This window comes from Streptococcus parasanguinis (assembly GCF_031582885.1).
Taxonomy (GTDB): domain Bacteria; phylum Bacillota; class Bacilli; order Lactobacillales; family Streptococcaceae; genus Streptococcus; species Streptococcus parasanguinis_M.
On record NZ_CP133988.1, the window covers coordinates 16249 to 35357 of the forward strand.

The window sequence follows — 19109 nt, forward strand, 5'->3', positions numbered from 1 at the left end:
TCCTTAGCGTTGAGATAACTTTTCTTCAATGGTGGCAATCATTTCATCACGTACTTCTTTAACTGGGATTTCAACAATAACAGATCCCAAGAAACCACGCACCACTAATCGTTCCGCTGTGTGTTGATCCAGACCACGACTCATGAGGTAATACATGTCTTCTGGGTCCACTTGACCGATCGATGCAGCATGGCCTGCTGTGACGTCATTTTCATCAATCAAGAGGATTGGGTTCGCATCTGAACGCGCTTGATCCGATAACATCAAGACACGGCTTTCTTGCTGAGCATCTGCTCCTTTAGCCCCCTTGATAATATGACCAATTCCGTTGAAGGTCAAGGTTCCTTTTTCAAGAATAACCCCGTGTTGCAAGATATTTCCGATCGAGTTGCAACCAAAGTTGGTCACGCGGGTGTCAATTCCTTGAACCTGACGACCGCTTGATAAAGCAACGACTTTCAAATCTGCATGACTTCCGTTTCCAACCAAGTCACTGTCAAAGTCTGCAACCACGTTACCTTCGTTCATAACACCGATAGCCCAATCAATGCTGGCATCCTGACCTAGTTTCCCACGTCGACTGATGTAAGCTGTGACATTTTCACCCAGACGGTCAATCGCCGCAAATTTCACTTGGGCACCTGAGCGGGCGATCACCTCAACCGTCACATTCGCAGTTGCTGTTGCTGAGCCTTCACCTTTTGATTCTAGGCGTTCCAAATAGCTAAACTTGCTGTTTTTGCCTGCGATAATCAAAATGTGCTTATTAAAAGGTACATCACTGTCGCTATCCTGGTAGAAAATACCTTCGATTGGTTCTGAAATCTCGACGTTATCTGGAACATAAAGGACAGCCCCACTATTAAAATAAGCTGTGTGGTAAGCTGCTAGTTTATCATCGTCGTATTTAACGGAAGACATGAAGTAGTCTTCCACCACCTGCGGAATTTCTTCTAGGGCAGAATGGAAATCTGTGAAAAGGACTCCTTGGTCTGCCAAGGCTTGTGGCACCTGTTCAAAAACAGTCTGAGTTCCAACTTGGACCAATTTTAAGTTTGAATCGAGGGCTGTAAAATCAGGAACATTGGCAGAAGCCTCGCTTTCTGTGATCGTCCCATCCCCAAGATTCCAGCGGTGGAATTTGACGCGTTCAATGGCTGGCAATTCCAATTGATCGATCTTGTCAAAAGCTTTTTTTCGTAAATCTTGCAGCCAGCTTGGCTCAGCATGCAATTCCGAAAAGAGGGTAATTTTTTCAATACTCATTTTTTTCTCCTAATAAAGATACTATCTGTTTGATTTTATGACAACATTAGATCACTTGTCATCAGGTTATAGTTCTTCTTTATAGTCGTAACCGAGTTCTTCTGCGAGTTGAGCATAGCCTTCACGTTCCAAGCGTGCAGCCAATTCCGGTCCACCTGAAAGCACGACACGGCCTTCCATCATCACATGAACGACGTCAGGAGTAATATAGTTCAACAAACGTTGGTAGTGGGTGATGATCATAGCTCCAAAACCTTCACCTCGCATTGCATTAACCCCTTTAGATACGACCTTAAGAGCATCGATATCCAAACCAGAGTCAATTTCGTCCAAAAGGGCAAATGTTGGTTCCAACATCAACAATTGAAGGATTTCATTGCGTTTTTTCTCACCACCAGAGAAGCCTTCGTTCAAATAGCGTTCTGCCATTTCTTCTTTCATGTTGAGCAATTCCATCTTTTCATCCAATTTTTTGATGAAATCACGAATAGAGATCTTCTCGTCCTCTTCTTTACCAGCATTCATGGCTGCACGTAAAAATTCTGCATTCGTAATTCCTGGGATTTCTGAAGGGTATTGCATGGCAAGGAACAAGCCCATCCGTGCACGTTCGTCTACTTCCAATTCCAAGATGTTGACACCATCAAAGAGAATCTCCCCTTTGGTTACTTCATAATTTGGGTTTCCCATAATGGCAGCTGACAGAGTAGATTTCCCTGTTCCATTTGGTCCCATGATGGCTGCGATCTCACCAGTTTTTAGGGTCAGGTTTACACCTTTTAAAATTTCTTTGCCTTCAATTTCAACGTGAAGGTCTTTAATTTCTAATGTCGACATTGCATTCCCTTTCTTTTTACTTTGAAGTCTAGAAGGTTCTCAAAGCATCGATTCCTTCATCACAAAGTATTTTTTTACCTTTCAAGTATATCAAAAAAAAGCCTAAATGGCTTTTCTTTTGATTAGAACTATTCTTATTTAGTTTTTTCTTTTCGTTTTTGACGAACTTCCTCCCGATAGGAAGAATTCCCTATATAGCGCAGAACATTTAACAAAGGACTATGATGTGGCCCCAGAATCCCAATCAATTCTGCTAACAACTCTACTCCAAACAAGAGCCCGATCACAAGTAGGACGCCCCCAATGCGACTCGAGATATTGAGCAAGAGAGAAATCAAGGAGAAGATCATCGAAATTCCGTAGATCACAAGTACAGTTCCCCGATGTGTCAAGCCCAGAGACAGAAGTCGGTGGTGCAAGTGATTGCGATCCGGTTTATAAAATTTTTGACCAGACAGGGTCCGACGGATAATGGCTAAAAAGGTATCTGTAATCGGTACTCCGAGGATAATCATGGGCGTGACTACCGCAACTGCCGTTGCATTTTTCAAACCTTGCAAGGACAAGACAGAAATCATGAATCCGATAAACAAGGCACCGGTGTCTCCCAAATAGAGAATGGCTGGATGGTAGTTAAAGGGAAAGAAGCCAGCGATGGACGCAACCAAGACAAAGATCGTCATGGTCAGAAAGAGATTGGGTACTGGAAGAAAGAAATAGGACACAATCCCCATTGTCACCAAGGAAATAATAGAGACCCCACTCACCAAGCCATCTAATCCATCAATCAGATTGACCGCATTGGTAATGGCAACAATCCAAATCACTGTCAAAAGATAAGAAAGCCATGGTTCAAAATGAAGTAAGGGACCACCGAATGGAATCTTGAAATCATTCAGCCGAAAATCTGTCAAAAACCAGACCAGACTCGCTGCTAGCAGGATACCGATCATCTTTTTCTTGGCTGACAACTCTTTTACATCATCGATTAAGCCTGTAAGAGCGATAATCCATCCTGCGCCCACGACCGGCAAGGTATAAGATAGGTAACTTTTGATTGGTGCGGTGGTGGATGTCAGCATAGGAATAAAGACGAGAGTCGCAATCGAAAAAGCGATCACAATAGACAAGCCACCCGCGCTTGGCATGGGCTTGGTATTGATTCGGCGTGCATTCGGATAATCTACTGCATCAATCTTAAAGGAGAATAGGCGAACCAAGGGCGTCAATACCAAGGCAATCATAAAAGTCCCAATCAGCACCAGAACAAATTGCAAGGAAAAGGACATCATAAGCTAGCAACTTTCTTCAAATTCTCAATCGCACCAGACACCATTAGTAAGTGACCATGTTCCTGTAGAACGGCCCGTGTCACTTCTGAATCATCCGCATACTCCCGAATGATGGCAAGTAACCAGGTTGGATATTGATTTGGTTGATCCTCTGTATCGATCAAGACAGTTAAATAATAATCAGATCCCATTTTGTATAATTCAGAGGTATCCACTGGAAAGCTGACCGTTTTTGAAAAGGCAACTGCTTGCTGGATATTTGAAAAACGCAAAATGTAATAAATATACTGACTTACTGGTGCTTCAGACGTAGGATCTTGTTCTTGATTGTCCCGTAACTCTTCTTGTTCCAAATGGTGAATAGCTTCTGCATCCCCTTTTGTCTTATCAGAAATCGTTTTTTCCAAGGTTTTGATAAATTCATCTGGCGTCATGCGCGACAACTCTTCCATATCAGGAAGATCTGACAAATCCTCAAAATCCAATTGTTGGTCAATTTTTGATTTGGTAACAAAAACATCCAGTTTATCTGGTTTTGGTGTCACACGAAAACTAAGCATCCCGCTATCCAGGAAGCTTTCTGGCATTTCGAGTTCATCCAAAATGGCGTAGAAAAACTCTTCTGTTTTTTCTTGTGGGACAAGGAAATCAGCAATTTCCATCCCACGTTCTTCTAAGTCTTCTAGTTGGATCGTGATCTTAATAGTTGAATCACTAATTTGCTTCATCTTCATAGCATAACCTCATACTTCTAGTCTTACTATTATACTAAAAAATTGGATAGAATTCAAAAAAAGGATGCATAGAAAAGAGGTCGGGACAAAAGTCTCCAACCTCGAAAAATAATTTGATCAAGTTCAACCGTTCTCTTAGAAAATAACACGGAAGAGTCCATACAATAGCAAGATGGAACCAAGAACAATCCGGTATTTCCCAAAGACGGTGAAATCATGATTTTTCACATAATCTGTCAAGAAGCGGATGGCGTACATGCTGACCACAAAGGCCACTCCCATCGCTACCAGTAGAATAAAGAGTTGCCCAAGTGCTAGTGAATGTCCGCCAAGAGCGAATTTCCCAACCTTTAAGAGGCTAGCGCCAAACATGGCTGGGATCCCCAAATAAAAGGTAAATTCTGTCACCACTGGGCGGCTAACACCATTGATCAAGCCACCTACAATCGTAGCACCTGAACGGCTTGTTCCTGGAAATAGCGATAAAACTTGGAAGAGTCCGATATAAAGAGCTGTTCGATAAGGTAGCTTATGCAATTCCGTTACTGCTGGCTCAACTTGTTCCCGTCTTTCCAGATAGATAAAGGCAATCCCGTAGGTGATCAACATAATCGCAACGGAAATCGAATTGTGAAAATGCGCCTCAAACCAATCATCTAATTTAAAAACAAAGACAAGCGGGAGCGTTGCAACCGCAACTTTTGCCCATAATTGCCAGGTCCGCCGTACTTCGATTGGAGATTTACCAGGTTTGAAGGGATACAATTTATCGAAATAAATCACCACAACCGCTAGGATCGCACCCAATTGGATCACGACATTGAACATCTCCATAAAGGCTGGATCTTGATTTTTAAACTGCACAAAATCCTGTAACAGAATCAAGTGACCTGTACTTGAGATCGGCAACCATTCTGTAATCCCCTCGACAATCCCAAAAAGAACCGCCTTGATTAATTCGATCAGAAACATCTTTTTCTCCTAAACTAACATTTGCTCTATTATATCATAATTCTATGGACTGGACCAGGCCTTCTAAACTAGAAGGGAAAGAGCGACCAAGACCATTCTCAGCGCTACTTAGAAGGCACCAAAGCCTCCTCCGCCTCCTCCGCCAGAGAAACCTCCTCCACTACCAGAGGAAACTGTGAAATGACTAGCTGTCGATGCTGTCGATCCATAAGTAGACATGGCATGACTTGAGTGGGTCACATCATGATAGAACGGAGTATAAACGAAGGCGTTTAAGGCTTGATTTTCTAAATGAATATTCCGAAGCTTCATGACCTTTGTGACCTGATCAGCTACACCATACAAGGCCGCATAGACCAATAAGCGATTCCATAGGACCAGAGACTGCAACTCTGCATCGTTGAGGTGGGCAATCTCTTTCAACATCCGACCAAAACTATCCCAGTAATAGCGTTGCTCAGCACCCGCAAGATTGACAACCCCATCTCGTAGGCAGGCTTTAAAGACACCATTGAAGCGCACTGGCATAAACCAAAGTGTGAGGATCCCTATCAAACAAGGAACAGAGAACCAACCCATCCCAAAGATGGCAAAGATTTCTGCTCCAAGGGCGATAAACCAAGCAGCCCAACCAAAGAAGAGACTTCGTCTAGCTTGCGCTTCTTCTTTTGCTTCTAAAGGGCGATAGTAGCTTGGCAAATGGAGATCTTCCACCTTGCGATGAACATCTCGGGCCACTTGGTTGACAGCCGTATCAAAACGAGCCTGAGCCTTACTTCCTAGTGAACGAATCGCATCTTGATCTGCTTTTTTGGCATGTTTGTATACATCATCACTGAATTCATAATTCTCAAAGAGACGGTTAACAGGACAGGAAACTTGATCCCCAAAAGCCATATTCATAAAGGAGCGTTCAAAATCATCCACATGTCCATGAGACTTTCTGGTCAAAACGACTTCATTTCCTTGTTGCTCATAGACAATCACTCCACGATCCATCAGATCCAGCAAAGTAGCTTGAAGCATTTTTTCAAATGTGAATACTGGCGGAGTCGCCTTCTCTTTATTGGTTGGGGAAGCCTCGTCTAATTCGGCTGAATAAACAACCGAGCTCATAACAAGAGGTGCAATATCCTGTGGAATCTCATAAAGACGAGTATTGGTCGGATAGGTCACACCAGGCCAAATCATTTTTTTGAACCGATTGCGGCCCAAGAGAGCAAGAAGCCAGAGTGCAATAATGAAGGCTGGCAAGATCCAGTTCCAAAACATGCGTGTCCAGTATTTTTCCTGTTCAATTTTAGCTTGGTTCTTGTGAAATTCATCCAATTTGGTTAATCCTGTATTTCGACCAGAATCATACAAAGTAGTTAGATCTGACTTCAACCAGTAACCATACAACTCCACAGCCTTTCCTTTGCCTAGGTTATAGAAAGTGGCAGAATAGATTCCATCTTCTTTCTTTACAGTCACATCCGGTCCCATAAAGGCTGTATGGATATACAGTTCCGATTGGGCATTAGCTGGTGCAAACTTAGGAATAACACGAAATTGAACCTCGTCCACCTTCTGATCACCATCTGTGATCGGTTTCCAGTTCAACTCCAAGATATCCTTGTGTGAATAGAGGAGATTTTTTAATTTCCATGTAACTTTAATTTTGACAGTATCTGTCGCTACACCACTGTTATAAATTTTCACTCGGTAGCCATCACCTAGATTCGTAATCTCAGGTTCTCTTTGAAGCTCACGACCTTCCACCTCAACCTTTGGCGGTATCTCAATCGCAAAGCCTTGTGGCATGTTCCCTGCCGTTCCTAGGCTAACATACTGCCCTCTATAAGAATCTTTGAAATAATAAACCAGTTCTTCCTCATAGGTGGCGTCGTCCCAGGTGTCCAAGGTCAAGGTTCCACCATAGTAAAGTACATCATAAGATGGGCTAGATGCATGGACGTTCTGACTAACAAAAAGGCAGGCCAGAAAGGCGAAAATAACATACAAATACTTTTTCATTTGATCACGCTCCTTTGTATTATTATAGCATTTTTTAAATAAAAAGAGGACCATGTTTGAAATGCAGCCTATTTTACTGTACAATAGGAGAAGTTAAAATAAGGAAGAGGAGAAAAAATGAAAAAAACATTATTCGCGCTCTTAACAGGGCTTTTCATTTGCCTGGGGATCACACAGGTTGTTCATGCAGATGACTATTTACGAATCGGAATGGAAGCAGCCTACGCTCCTTTCAACTGGACCCAAGAAGATGATGCAAATGGAGCTGTTAAAATTGACGGTACCAATCAATATGCCAATGGGTACGATGTCCAAATCGCCAAAAAAGTTGCTGAGGAGTTAGGTAAAAAACCTCTGATCGTAAAAACATCTTGGAACGGTTTAATTCCAGCCCTCACTTCTGGTAAAATCGATATGATTATCGCTGGGATGAGTCCAACCGCTGAACGTAAAAAAGAGGTCGCCTTCTCCAAGAGCTACTATACCAGTGAACCGGTCATGCTCGTTCGTAAAGATGGAAACTATGCAAATGCTACTACCTTAGATGACTTTAAGGATGCAAAGGTCACCTCTCAACAAGGGGTCTACCTCTATTCTCTCATTTCCCAACTCAAGGGTGCGAAACAAGAAACTGCAATGGGTGATTTTGCCCAGATGCGGCAAGCTTTAGAATCAGGTGTTATCGATGCCTATGTTTCTGAACGTCCCGAAGCCCTAACCGCCGAGTCCGCTAATTCTAAATTTAAGATGATTCAATTCAAAAAAGGATTTGAAGTTGGGGAAGAAGATGCGACCATCGCTATCGGGATGAAGAAGGGCGACACTAGAATTGACCAAGTCAATGCCGCACTAGCTAAGATTTCGTCTGAAGACCAAGTCAAACTCATGGATGATATGATTAAGAAGCAACCAGCTTCCAGTGATGCTAGTGATGATAAGCAGACATTCTTTAGCCAAATGATGAAGATTTTAAAGGATAATGGCCCACAGTTCTTACGGGGAACTGGAATGACCCTCTTAATCTCTATGACTGGAACTATCGCTGGGTTGATTATCGGTTTGTTAATCGGTGTCTTCCGGACAGCTCCGAAGGCTAAAAATAAATTCCTTGCTGGATGCCAAACTGCCTTTGGTTGGTTCCTCAATGTCTACATTGAAATCTTCCGTGGAACTCCGATGATCGTTCAATCCATGGTCATTTTCTACGGTTCCGCCCAAGCCTTCAACATTTCCTTGGATCGTACCTGGGCCGCCATCTTTATCGTATCCATCAATACCGGAGCTTATATGAGTGAGATTGTTCGTGGTGGGATCTTAGCAGTGGATCCAGGTCAGTTTGAAGCAGCGACTGCTCTAGGAATGACCCATGGACAAACCATGCGCAAGGTCGTCCTTCCACAGGTTGTTCGCAATATCTTGCCAGCAACAGGGAATGAATTTGTTATTAACATCAAGGATACATCTGTTTTGAATGTTATCTCTGTAGTTGAACTGTACTTTACAGGAAATACGATCGCAACTCAAAACTATCAATACTTCCCAACCTTTACGATCATCGCTGTGATTTACTTCGTTCTCACCTTTACCATCACACGAATTCTTCGCTACATCGAACGTCGCTTAGATTCTGATACTTATACTACAGGTGCCAATCAAATGCAAGTCAATGAGGTGAAATAATGGCAGAAAAAATTCTTGAAATTCAACATTTAAAAAAATCTTATGGTCAAAATGAAGTCTTGAAAGATATTTCCCTTACGGTTGAAAAAGGAGAGGTGATCTCCATCATCGGGAGCTCTGGTAGCGGAAAATCAACCTTCCTTCGCTCCATCAATCTTCTAGAGACTCCTACTGCTGGAGAGATTCTCTATCGTGGACAAAATGTTCTTGATCCTGAGTATGATCTTACCCACTACCGCGAGAAATTGGGGATGGTTTTCCAAAGCTTTAATCTCTTCGAAAATTTAAACGTCTTGGAAAATACGATCGTTGCACAAACAACCGTCCTCAAGCGTGATCGTGAGACTGCAGAGAAAGTTGCTAAAGAAAACCTTGAAAAAGTCGGTATGGGATCTCAATATTGGGCTGCCCGTCCGAAACAACTTTCAGGTGGTCAAAAGCAACGGGTCGCCATCGCACGCGCCCTCTCTATGGATCCTGATGCCATTCTCTTCGATGAACCAACTTCTGCCCTAGACCCAGAAATGGTTGGGGAAGTCTTGAAAATCATGCAGGACCTGGCAAAAGAAGGACTCACCATGATTGTCGTCACCCACGAAATGGAATTTGCCCGCGATGTCTCTAGCCGGGTCATCTTCATGGACAAGGGTGTCATCGCTGAGCAAGGAGATCCAAAAGAAATCTTTAGCAATCCAAAAGAAGAACGGACCAAGGAATTCCTTCAACGCTTCTTACATTAATCTCTTAAAACAGTTTGCTTACCAGTATGGAAGCAAGCTGTTTTTTGTACCGCTTCTGCTTTTGAGGCATAGAAAAAAACCAGAGAGCACACTCTCTGGTTTTCAATTGGAACAACAAATTAATCTTCGAATTTTTGATGATTTTTGTCATAAAAATCAATTAATCCAAGTGCAGTTTCAAACGAGATATTCTTCACTTTTGCACGTCCTTGAGCCAAGGCAATGATAGACATTTCACGGGCATTTGTTTCTTTGCTGATACGATACCCTGTAATTTTCTTATCACGTACCCATCCAACAACTGATTCTACTTTTTCAAAGTTCGATTTAGCCATGATCTTTCTCCTATATTATTATTTCCAATACTAATATAAATTTTTTTGCACATTTTGTCAACTAAAATCGCTGAAAATACGAACCTTTTTTAAAAAATGATAAAAAGTTTACTTTGCTTTCAGGGCTGATAATATTTGTGTACGAATGTTTTCGACGCCATCAGGGTTTGCTGGTAGGAAAATCGTATTATTCCCTTCTTTATCTGCAAAATTATTTAAGGTATCTAAGTACTGGTTGGTTAAGAGAATTGACATGATTTGTTCTTCGGTCAAGTCTACATTCGCGCCTTTTAACTCTTTAATAGAGTCTGCCAATCCATCGACAATGGCCTTCCGTTGCTCGGCAATACCAACCCCGTGCAAACGGTCTTTTTCTGCTTCAGCTTCGGCAGCAGTAACGATCTTGATCTTGTCTGCTTCTGCCAATTCCTGAGCTGCCACACGTTTTCTTTGCGCTGCATTGATCTCGTTCATGGATTGTTTCACTTCAGCATCTGGCTCAACTTTGGTGATCAAGGTTTTAACAATAATATATCCATAAGTTGACATTTCTTCTGCTACTTGTTTTTGAACTTCAAGAGCGATTTCATCTTTTTTCTCAAACAATTCATCCAAGGTCAACTTAGGTACAGAAGAACGAAGAGCATCTTCAATGTATGATTTAATCTGTGATTCTGGACGCATGAGTTTGTAGTAGGCATCCTTTACGTTGCTTTCGTTCACTCGGTATTGTGTTGCCACATTCATGGTAACGAATACGTTATCCTGAGTTTTCGTTTCAACTACGATCTCGCTCTGCAAGACGCGCAATTGAACTCGTGCTGCAATTTTATCGATGCCAAAAGGCGCTCGCATATGAATGCCACTATCGCTAATTTTTTGATAACGTCCGAAACGTTCGATGATGGCAACGGATTGTTGCTTGACCACATATAGTGAGCTAATCACAATGAATCCTGCAACCATTAGCAAGAATAAAATAAAGATAAAAAATCCAGGCATAAAAAGTTCCTCCTTTTAATTTACGCATATCATATCACAAGTCTTCATAAAAAAGCAATATATTCCATAAAAATATATTGCTTAAATAGTCGATTATTTCTGCATGATACTCAGACCAGCATATTATAGAGAGTTTCATTTCCGTTCAAGTTAATGAAAGACGGATCAAAACGCTCAATACGATTGATCAAACCTGCATAGTCATGCTTATTGGCCAAAGTAACCCCAATCAAGACAGGGCCTGTTCCCTTACTAGCACGCTTGATGTATTCAAAACGCGTGATATCATCATTTGGTCCTAGGATATCATTTACAAATTCACGAAGGGCCCCTGGACGTTGTGGGAAATTGACGATAAAGTAGTGTTTGACCCCATCGTAGATCAAGGCACGTTCTTCCATCTCAGGCATACGGTTGATATCATTATTCCCACCTGAGATAATACAACAAATGGTTTTCCCCTTGATGTATTCGCGCAAGATTTCAAGGGATGCCACACTGGCTGCTCCTGCTGGTTCAGCTACGATCCCTTGTTTGGAATAAAGATCAATCAAGGTCTCTGAAATCAAGCCTTCATCGACCCCAACCAGGGTTTCCACATGTTGACGGGTCACTTCATAAGTCAATTGTCCCACCTTTTGCACAGCAATCCCGTCTGCAAACTTATCGATTTCTGGTAATTTGACGGGACCACCTGCTTCAAAAGCAGCCTTCATGGAACGTGCTCCTTCAGCCTCTACCCCAATGACTTCAATCCGAGGATCTGTTTCTTTGATATAGGTAGAGACACCTGAAATGAGTCCTCCTCCACCGACAGGGACAAGGACAGCATCAAAGGCAATCGATTCTTTTCGAGCTTCCTCAAGAATTTCATAGGCCACTGTCCCTTGGCCAGCCTGTACGTGTGGATCATCAAACGGGTCAATAAAGGTCCGTTTTTCTGCAAGAGTAAATTCTTGGGCCGCCTTCGCTGATGCATCAAAGGTATCCCCGACCAACTTAATTGTTACATAATCCCCACCAAAGAATCGGACTTGGCCGATCTTTTGTTGCGGTGTTGTAATCGGCATGAAGATGGTCGCTGGAATCTTCATTTCATTACAAGTATAAGCAACACCTTGTGCATGGTTTCCAGCAGAAGCACACACTACCCCACGCTCACGCTCTTCTTTTGAGAGTTGAGAAATTGCAAAATACGCTCCACGAATCTTAAACGAACGAACACGTTGGGCGTTTTCTTTTTTCAAATAAATCTTTGCCCCATATTTTTCAGATAAATAGTGGTCGTATTCAAGGGGCGTATTGACAACGACTCCACTTAATATTTTATGGGCCTTGGCCACATCTTTTGCTGTTATCATTTCATACCTCTGTTGCTGTGTATTGATCAAAAAAGCAAGCCAGGGTGTCCCAACTTGCTTAGTCTTCTACAGACAATTAGTTGTAGATTTTGAAGGCGTCATCGTCGTTTTGACCAACGAACGGCATCGCTTTACGCAATTCAGCACCAACTTTTTCAATTTCAAGGTTAGCAGCTTGTTCACGGTAAGCAGTTAATTTTGGACGTCCAGCTTTGTAGTCGTTAACAAAGTCGTTAGCGAAGTTACCATTTTGAATATCAGCAAGAACAGCTTTCATATTTTCTTTCACTTGTTCAGTGATTACACGTGGGCCTGATACATAGTCACCGTATTCAGCAGTGTTAGAGATTGATTGACGCATTTTCTTGAAGCCACCTTCGTAGATCAAGTCCACAATCAATTTCATTTCGTGAAGAACTTCAAAGTATGCCAATTCTGGAGCATAACCGGCTTCAGTCAATACTTCAAAACCAGCTTCGATAAGGGCAGTCAAACCACCACAAAGTACAGCTTGTTCTCCGAACAAATCTTCTTCCGTTTCTTCTTTGTAGGTTGTTTCAAGAAGACCAACGCGTGCCGCACCAACACCTTTACACCAGTCCATAGCGATATCTTTCGCATTACCTGTAGCATCTTGATAGACTGCGTAAAGTGCTGGTACACCAAATCCTTCAGTATAAGTACGACGAACCAAGTGACCTGGTCCTTTCGGTGCACACATAAAGACATCGACATCCGCTGGAACTTTGATGAATTCAAAGTGGATATTGAATCCGTGTGCAAAACCAACAGCATTACCCGCTTCAAGATTTGGCGCAATTTCTGTTTCGTACAATTCTTGTTGGATTTCATCCGGAGCCAAAATCATGATCACGTCTGCCAATTTAGTCGCTTCTGCTACTGTATAGGTATCAAAACCATCTTCTTTTGCTTTATCGAATGATTTACCTGGACGTACACCGATGATGACATCATGACCTGAGTCACGCAAGTTTTGTGCATGCGCATGTCCTTGTGAACCATAACCGATCACAGCAATTTTCTTACCGTTTAATGCTGCAACTTTAACGTCTTTTTCGTATTCCATTTGAACTGCCATAAGTAAAATCTCTTTTCTATTTTATTATTTGCCTTTTTAAGGCGGAGTTGACAATGTTAAGGTGAGAATTAATCTCGAGTAAATCCGGTTGCACCGGTGCGGGCAATGTTTTTAATCCCATAAGGTCGAATAACACGAATGAGGGCTTCGCTCTTTTCTGCATTTCCCGTCATTTGAACGGTGATAGAGCTTGGGGCTACATCGACCACAGTCGCACGGAAAGGTTGAATAATGGCCAAGATTTCCGCCCGCTTCTCAGCAGGTGCAGAAACTTTCACCAGGATCACTTCGCGCTCCAAGTGTGGTTTATCAGTGATATCCCGGACACGGATCACATCCACTTGGCGGTTGAGCTGTTTGATGATTTGCTCTACTTCATCATGCGAAGCAACATCAATGATAATGGTAATCCGCGATACATTAGGGTTTTCTGTTGCGCCAACAGAGATGCTTTCGATATTGACTTGACGTCTCGACAAGACTCCTGTAAAGCGATTCAGAACACCTGAGCGGTTTTGAAGTTTGGCTGTTAACATTCTACGCATTAAACTTCACCCCCAACATCTCATGATTACTCTTACCAGCTGGTACCATCGGCAACACATGCTCTTTCCGAGAAATGTCTACTTCGATGAACATTGGTACATCTTCTGTGATGACTTCCAAATCCTTCTCCAGAGTTTCAGGATTATCAAATTTATAATTCTTGATCCCGTAAGCTTGCGCCATCAATTGGAAATCCGGAAGGCTATCAAAGACTGACTCTGACGTCCGACCATCATAGAAGGCTTCTTGCCATTGGCGGACCATCCCAAGCGAGTGGTTGTTGAGCATAACGACCTTGATCGGAACCTTATAAATATTTAAGATCGCCAATTCTTGGTTGGTCATTTGGAAACCACCATCTCCGACAAAGAGAACAACTTCTTTATCTGGATTGGCAATTTTCGCTCCGATAGCTGCAGGAACACCGAATCCCATCGTTCCTAGACCACCAGATGTTACCAATTGGCGCTCATTTTGGTAAGGATAGTATTGAGCCGCCCACATTTGGTGTTGTCCAACGTCTGTGACGACAATAGCGTCCCCCTTGGTCAACTCTCCGATGCGTTCGATCACAGCTTGTGGTTGCACAACCCGTTCCTTCTTATCGTAAGAACGAACCCGGTTCTTATCTTGAGTTACCTTTTCGATCCACTTTTCAGTGTTGTTATGAACCGTTGGCTCTGCTAGCAACTGTTGCAAGGTTTTCTTTGCATCGCCAACCACAGGAATGTCGACAGCAATGATCTTACCAATCTCTGCAGGATCAATGTCGATATGGGCAACCTTAGCATTTTTAGCGAAAGTCTTTGGATTCCCTGTCAAACGGTCATCAAATCGACAACCAACACTGATCATGAAATCCGTCTCTGTCATAGCAATATTGGCCGCGAAGGATCCGTGCATCCCTCCCATCCCTAGGAAAAGAGGATGACTGGTCGCAATCGTTCCTTGACCTAACAGACTGGTCACTACTGGAATCTGATAGCGCTCTGCTAGAGCAATTAACTCTTTTGCAGCTCCAGCGTAACTCACCCCACCACCAGCAAGAAGAACTGGTTTTTTAGCCTTACTCAATTGCTTCAAAATCTTTTTGATCTGCAATTCATTGGGTTCAATGGTAGGCTGGTAGCTTGGAAGCTTCACACTTGGTTCATAGATGAAATCTGTCTCTAAAGCAGAGACGTCCTTTGGAAGGTCAATCACCACCGGACCAGGACGGCCGGTCGTCGCAATATGGACAGCTTCTGTGATAATTCGTGGAATATCTGCTGTCTCACGTACTTGATAGTTGTACTTGGTGATGGGCATGGTAATTCCCACGATATCCGCTTCTTGAAAGGCGTCTTTCCCGATCCCAGCACGATTGACTTGACCAGTGAAGACTAATAAGGGAACGCTATCGCTCATGGCATCTGCAATCCCTGTAATGGCATTTGTAGCCCCCGGTCCACTAGTGACGACTGCGACACCCAGCTTTCCAGTTGATTTAGCGTAGCCTTCAGCCTCATGCAAGCATCCTTGTTCATGACGACCCAAGATATGCTGGATACCCTCAAAGCTATAGATGGCATCGTATAAAGGCAAAACCGCTCCACCAGGATAACCAAAAATCGTGTCAATGCCCAAATCACGCAAGGTTTCAAGAACGAGCTCTGAACCGGTTTTTGCAGTTTCTAAGGTAATTTTCTCCATGTCTCTCCTTTCCAGTACTTTGTATATCAAATTAGCATGCTACTATCATACCATTTTTAGAAAATATTTCAAGGAAAAATAGTAAATTTTCTGAATTTTCTATCCAAATCCGAATAATGAGAGTTTTTCTAAAAATGCTAGGTCTATCAGAAAAAAAGTCTCTAGGAAATCCTAGAAACTTTTCTTCCTTATAACCAACCCTTTTCATGGGCAATTTTTGCTGCCTCAGTCCGGTTTTCCGCATCCAATTTGGTCAGAATGGTTGACATATAATTGCGGATGGTCCCGTTTGAGAGAAATAAGCGATCAGCAATTTCTTGGTTAGAAGCCCCTTTTGCGACTTCTTTTAGAACTGCCTTTTCTTGAGGGCTTAGAGGATTGGGATGGGTCAAAATCCCTTCCATTAATTCAGGCGAATATTCTTTTTGCCCTGCTAAAACGGTATGCAGAGTGGCCATCAAATCCGTAATGCGGCGTTCTTTTAAGACATAGGCATCGACTCCAGCCTTCAGGGCCCGCTCAAAATAGCCCGGTCGCTTAAAGGTGGTAACGATGACGACCTTGAGCTGGGGTTGTTGACTTTTAGCCCATTCCAACACTTCTAACCCAGTTTTGATGGGCATTTCGATATCTAAAATCGCAATATCGACTGGATGTGTTTCGAGTAAACGAATGGCCTCTTGCCCGTCTCCAGCCTGCAAGACATCTTCCACATCCTCTTGTAGGAGCAAGAGCTGGCAGAGCGCATCGCGTAACATACTTTGGTCTTCAGCAACTAATAAGCGCATCTTATTTCCTTTCTTGATAGGGGATCCGTATTTCTATGCGGGTTGGCTTGTGACGACGACTGATCTCTAACTCTCCTCCCAATAAGGCAATCCGTTCGCGGATCGAGTGCAGATCCTTATCGGAAACTTTACTAAAGCCGATGCCATTGTCTTCTGCAACCATTTCTACACCTGTCTCGGTGGAGCAATAAGAGAGAAAGGCCTGCGTCGCTTTGGCATGTTTGATCATATTAGTGGCTAATTCCAGAGACACCATGGCCAGAGCAGACTCTAGGATCGGCGAGATGCTGGCTGTATCAAGCTCATTTTGAATCTCCACTTTTACTAGCGCCACTTCCAGCATCTGCTTGACGGTCTCTAGCTCTCTTGCAAGGGTTCGCTGCTTCAAGTTCTCGACAATCTCTCGGACTTGGTGCATGGACTCTTGACTGATGGTTTGAATCTCTTGCACCTGCTCCTGCGCCTTCTCAACCTGACCCAATGCTAAGAATTGATCAGCTAGGTCCGCCTTGACACTGAGCATGGCAAAGGTGTGTCCTAGACTGTCATGCAGATCGCGGCCAATCCGATGGCGCTCGTTTTCTGCCAACAAGAGATTGATCTGGGCATTTTGCTTGGCATGGTCAGCTTTCAACTCTTCCACCATCCGAATCCGAATCATGCCGTAGGTCATGGCATGGGTAAAAAAGAAAATAATGATTAAAAATACCCATTCATACTCCATCGCACTCTGTTTGAAAAAGATGGCCCCAAAAAGCAGGAATTGCGATAGAAAAACTGTCCAAAGATAGGGAGAGCGAAAATTGCGAATCTCAAAGTGATAGACCAATAGGTTGCTGATGAAGAAATAAAACCAAAAATAGTTGGCGTTAATAAAAAGAGTATTTCCTGCTACATAGGCTAGGAGGTATAGCCAACAAATCCAGGTCAGCTTTTTGTTTTCAGTAATCAAGACTCCTAGATAGGAAGCAATAAACAAGAGGGCTAAAAAGAAGTGCCAGTAGGGGACCTCCCCTAATAAAATAGAGATAAAGGGAAAGCCCATAAAGACTAGGCTAGCGTAAAACATATAATGGATACGCTTGAGTTTTTCAATCATGAACGAACCTCAGAATGACGACGATAAACAATGACAAGGGTAAACAAGACCAGGGTAAACAAGGTTAAATAGACACTCGCAAAGACATTGACCTGCCCCTTGTTTAAAAAGATCTTGATCAGTTCCATCAATTGATAGGTTGGCAAGCATTTGCCGATGGCTTGCATCCATTCTGGAAAGAGGCTAATGGGCATCCAAAGACCACCCATGACAGCGAGCCCCATGTAAAGGAGATTGCCCACAACAGACATCAATTGACTGGAAGGAAGCAGGGTCAAAACCAGACCGAGAGCCACAAACGCTAGGCTTCCTAGGATGAGAATAAAGGCCGACAAGACCCAATCCTGCAGGGGCATATTCACATGCCGCACCACATGGCCTACGGTAAAGACAACTCCAATCGATAGGAGAAAATCGACAAAGAGACCCACAACCTTTATTAGATAATATTCTACCATAGATACGGGGGTATGGCGCAAAACTTTTTGCCAATTATTGAGTCGATCGGTTTCAAGAACTGTTGGAAAAGAAAAGATAGCCGTAGACATCATGGAAAAAGCCGTCATGGACAAAAGATAATCCCTCATAAAGTGAGCGGGGGCCCCTGGCGTGTCCTGGTACATCCCTGAAAAGAAGAGATAAAAGGCCGTGGGCATCCCAATTGATAACAAGTAATAAATGGCTTGGCGTCTAGTCAAATGCCACTCAACCACGCCGAGAGCTTTCATGCGTTTCATCTTCTCTACCTACTTCCTTTGTATTTTCAAAAATAGAATCCAATAAACTTCGATTGCTTACTTCGATTTCTTGGATCGAACATCCTTCTTCTTGTAATCGAGTCCACAAACGATTGGCATCCCGTGTCACAACCTGAAGGGCATCGGGTTTAATGACCACTTCACCAATACCTTCCATCTCTGCCACTAGAGCTTGGTAGCGTAGAGGTAGGGTGAAATGTTTTTCTACCTCTTCGCTTCTCATAGCGAGAGGTGTCGTATCCCGAAGCAAATGGCCCTGATGCAAGACCAGGATCCGATCAGCTGTATGTTCTACTTCCTCGATGTAATGGGAAGAATAGACAATGGTCACGCCTTGATCCTTTAAATGCCCGACGATCTCCCAAAAGCGTTGGCGAGTAGACGTATCCATTCCAGCAGTTGGCTCGTCCAAAAACAAAAGACTCGGACAACCAATCAAGGTCAACACAAAGGATAAGAGACGCTTTTGCCCACCAGACAGCTTACTGGCTAATTGCTTCTTTTGTTCTGGAGTAAAACGCAATAGATCATCGATTTCTTCCCCTGTTAAGGGGTTGGGATAAATAGAGCGAAAGAAGTTGATCAGTTCTTGCACGGTTAACTTTTGAACGATAGCATTCTCTTGAGGGAGATAGGACACACTAGCCTTTAACTGAGGATGACCAGGTGCCTTCTCCTCTACTTTAATGATCCCAGAAGTCACCTTCCTATCTCCCAGAAGACAGTTCATCAAGGTTGTTTTCCCAGCTCCGTTTGGCCCGATCAAGGCCAGACAATCCCCTTGTTCAACCACAAAAGAAAGATCTTCTAAAATGACTTTTCCTTTGATACTTTTTTTCAAGTTCTCTACTCTAATGATGCTCATGATACTCTCCTTTCAAGCAGGCTTGGC

The 19109-nt window shown here is 43.0% G+C and carries 18 protein-coding genes; 2 read left to right on the top strand and 16 right to left on the bottom strand.

Annotation, left to right across the window (positions count from 1 at the left end):
* Positions 1-3: 3 nt before the first annotated feature.
* The 6 genes from sufD to RDV49_RS00095 form a co-directional block, all read right to left on the bottom strand.
* Positions 4-1266 carry a Fe-S cluster assembly protein SufD gene (sufD, locus tag RDV49_RS00070; protein ID WP_003010272.1) on the bottom strand — a complete coding sequence of 421 codons (1263 nt, stop codon included), beginning with the start codon at positions 1264-1266 and terminating at the stop codon, positions 4-6.
* A 66-nt stretch (positions 1267-1332) separates the two neighbouring features.
* A complete protein-coding gene (gene sufC, locus RDV49_RS00075) occupies positions 1333-2103 on the bottom strand; it encodes a Fe-S cluster assembly ATPase SufC (protein ID WP_003004238.1) in 771 nt (256 codons plus the stop codon).
* A gap of 134 nt (positions 2104-2237) precedes the next feature.
* Positions 2238-3395: a glycosyltransferase family 4 protein gene (locus RDV49_RS00080; protein ID WP_003010268.1), complete on the bottom strand. Its 1158-nt coding sequence runs from the start codon at positions 3393-3395 to the stop codon at positions 2238-2240.
* Complete coding sequence (gene mecA, locus RDV49_RS00085; RefSeq protein WP_003004768.1) at positions 3392-4129, bottom strand: adaptor protein MecA; 738 nt, start codon at positions 4127-4129, stop codon at positions 3392-3394. Before mecA ends, RDV49_RS00080 begins: the two co-directional genes overlap by 4 nt.
* A gap of 135 nt (positions 4130-4264) precedes the next feature.
* Positions 4265-5101, bottom strand: a complete 837-nt coding sequence (locus tag RDV49_RS00090) for an undecaprenyl-diphosphate phosphatase (protein ID WP_003010265.1) — start codon at positions 5099-5101, stop codon at positions 4265-4267.
* Between the two features lie 108 nt (positions 5102-5209).
* Positions 5210-7117: a DUF2207 domain-containing protein gene (locus RDV49_RS00095; RefSeq protein ID WP_037608297.1), complete on the bottom strand. Its 1908-nt coding sequence runs from the start codon at positions 7115-7117 to the stop codon at positions 5210-5212.
* Between the two features lie 117 nt (positions 7118-7234).
* On the opposite strand from RDV49_RS00095, the gene RDV49_RS00100 reads away from it, so the two are divergent.
* Both RDV49_RS00100 and RDV49_RS00105 read left to right on the top strand, forming a co-directional pair.
* Positions 7235-8797, top strand: a complete 1563-nt coding sequence (locus tag RDV49_RS00100; RefSeq protein ID WP_310744356.1) for an ABC transporter substrate-binding protein/permease — start codon at positions 7235-7237, stop codon at positions 8795-8797.
* Entirely contained in the window at positions 8797-9537 is a 741-nt protein-coding gene (locus RDV49_RS00105; RefSeq protein WP_003010256.1) for an amino acid ABC transporter ATP-binding protein, read from the top strand. The genes RDV49_RS00100 and RDV49_RS00105 overlap by 1 nt, the downstream gene beginning before the upstream one ends.
* Positions 9538-9656: 119 nt before the next feature.
* On the opposite strand, the gene RDV49_RS00110 is transcribed toward RDV49_RS00105, so the two are convergent.
* The 10 genes from RDV49_RS00110 to RDV49_RS00155 form a co-directional block, all read right to left on the bottom strand.
* Complete coding sequence (locus tag RDV49_RS00110) at positions 9657-9872, bottom strand: capsule biosynthesis transcriptional regulator (RefSeq protein WP_003004771.1); 216 nt, start codon at positions 9870-9872, stop codon at positions 9657-9659.
* A gap of 108 nt (positions 9873-9980) precedes the next feature.
* A complete protein-coding gene (locus tag RDV49_RS00115; RefSeq protein ID WP_003010253.1) occupies positions 9981-10874 on the bottom strand; it encodes an SPFH domain-containing protein in 894 nt (297 codons plus the stop codon).
* Between the two features lie 110 nt (positions 10875-10984).
* Entirely contained in the window at positions 10985-12235 is a 1251-nt protein-coding gene (gene ilvA / locus RDV49_RS00120) for a threonine ammonia-lyase IlvA (RefSeq protein WP_003010249.1), read from the bottom strand.
* A 76-nt stretch (positions 12236-12311) separates the two neighbouring features.
* Complete coding sequence (ilvC, locus tag RDV49_RS00125; RefSeq protein ID WP_003010246.1) at positions 12312-13334, bottom strand: ketol-acid reductoisomerase; 1023 nt, start codon at positions 13332-13334, stop codon at positions 12312-12314.
* A 68-nt stretch (positions 13335-13402) separates the two neighbouring features.
* Positions 13403-13879: an acetolactate synthase small subunit gene (ilvN, locus tag RDV49_RS00130; RefSeq protein ID WP_003010242.1), complete on the bottom strand. Its 477-nt coding sequence runs from the start codon at positions 13877-13879 to the stop codon at positions 13403-13405.
* A complete protein-coding gene (locus RDV49_RS00135; protein ID WP_003010239.1) occupies positions 13872-15572 on the bottom strand; it encodes an acetolactate synthase large subunit in 1701 nt (566 codons plus the stop codon). Before RDV49_RS00135 ends, ilvN begins: the two co-directional genes overlap by 8 nt.
* Positions 15573-15760: 188 nt before the next feature.
* On the bottom strand, positions 15761-16360 hold the full coding sequence (locus RDV49_RS00140) for a response regulator transcription factor (RefSeq protein ID WP_003010233.1): 600 nt from the start codon (positions 16358-16360) through the stop codon (positions 15761-15763).
* Between the two features lies 1 nt (position 16361).
* On the bottom strand, positions 16362-17459 hold the full coding sequence (locus RDV49_RS00145) for a sensor histidine kinase (RefSeq protein ID WP_003010230.1): 1098 nt from the start codon (positions 17457-17459) through the stop codon (positions 16362-16364).
* Positions 17456-18196: an ABC transporter permease gene (locus RDV49_RS00150; protein WP_003010227.1), complete on the bottom strand. Its 741-nt coding sequence runs from the start codon at positions 18194-18196 to the stop codon at positions 17456-17458. Before RDV49_RS00150 ends, RDV49_RS00145 begins: the two co-directional genes overlap by 4 nt.
* Entirely contained in the window at positions 18165-19082 is a 918-nt protein-coding gene (locus tag RDV49_RS00155) for an ABC transporter ATP-binding protein (RefSeq protein ID WP_003010224.1), read from the bottom strand. Before RDV49_RS00155 ends, RDV49_RS00150 begins: the two co-directional genes overlap by 32 nt.
* Positions 19083-19109: the final 27 nt, after the last annotated feature.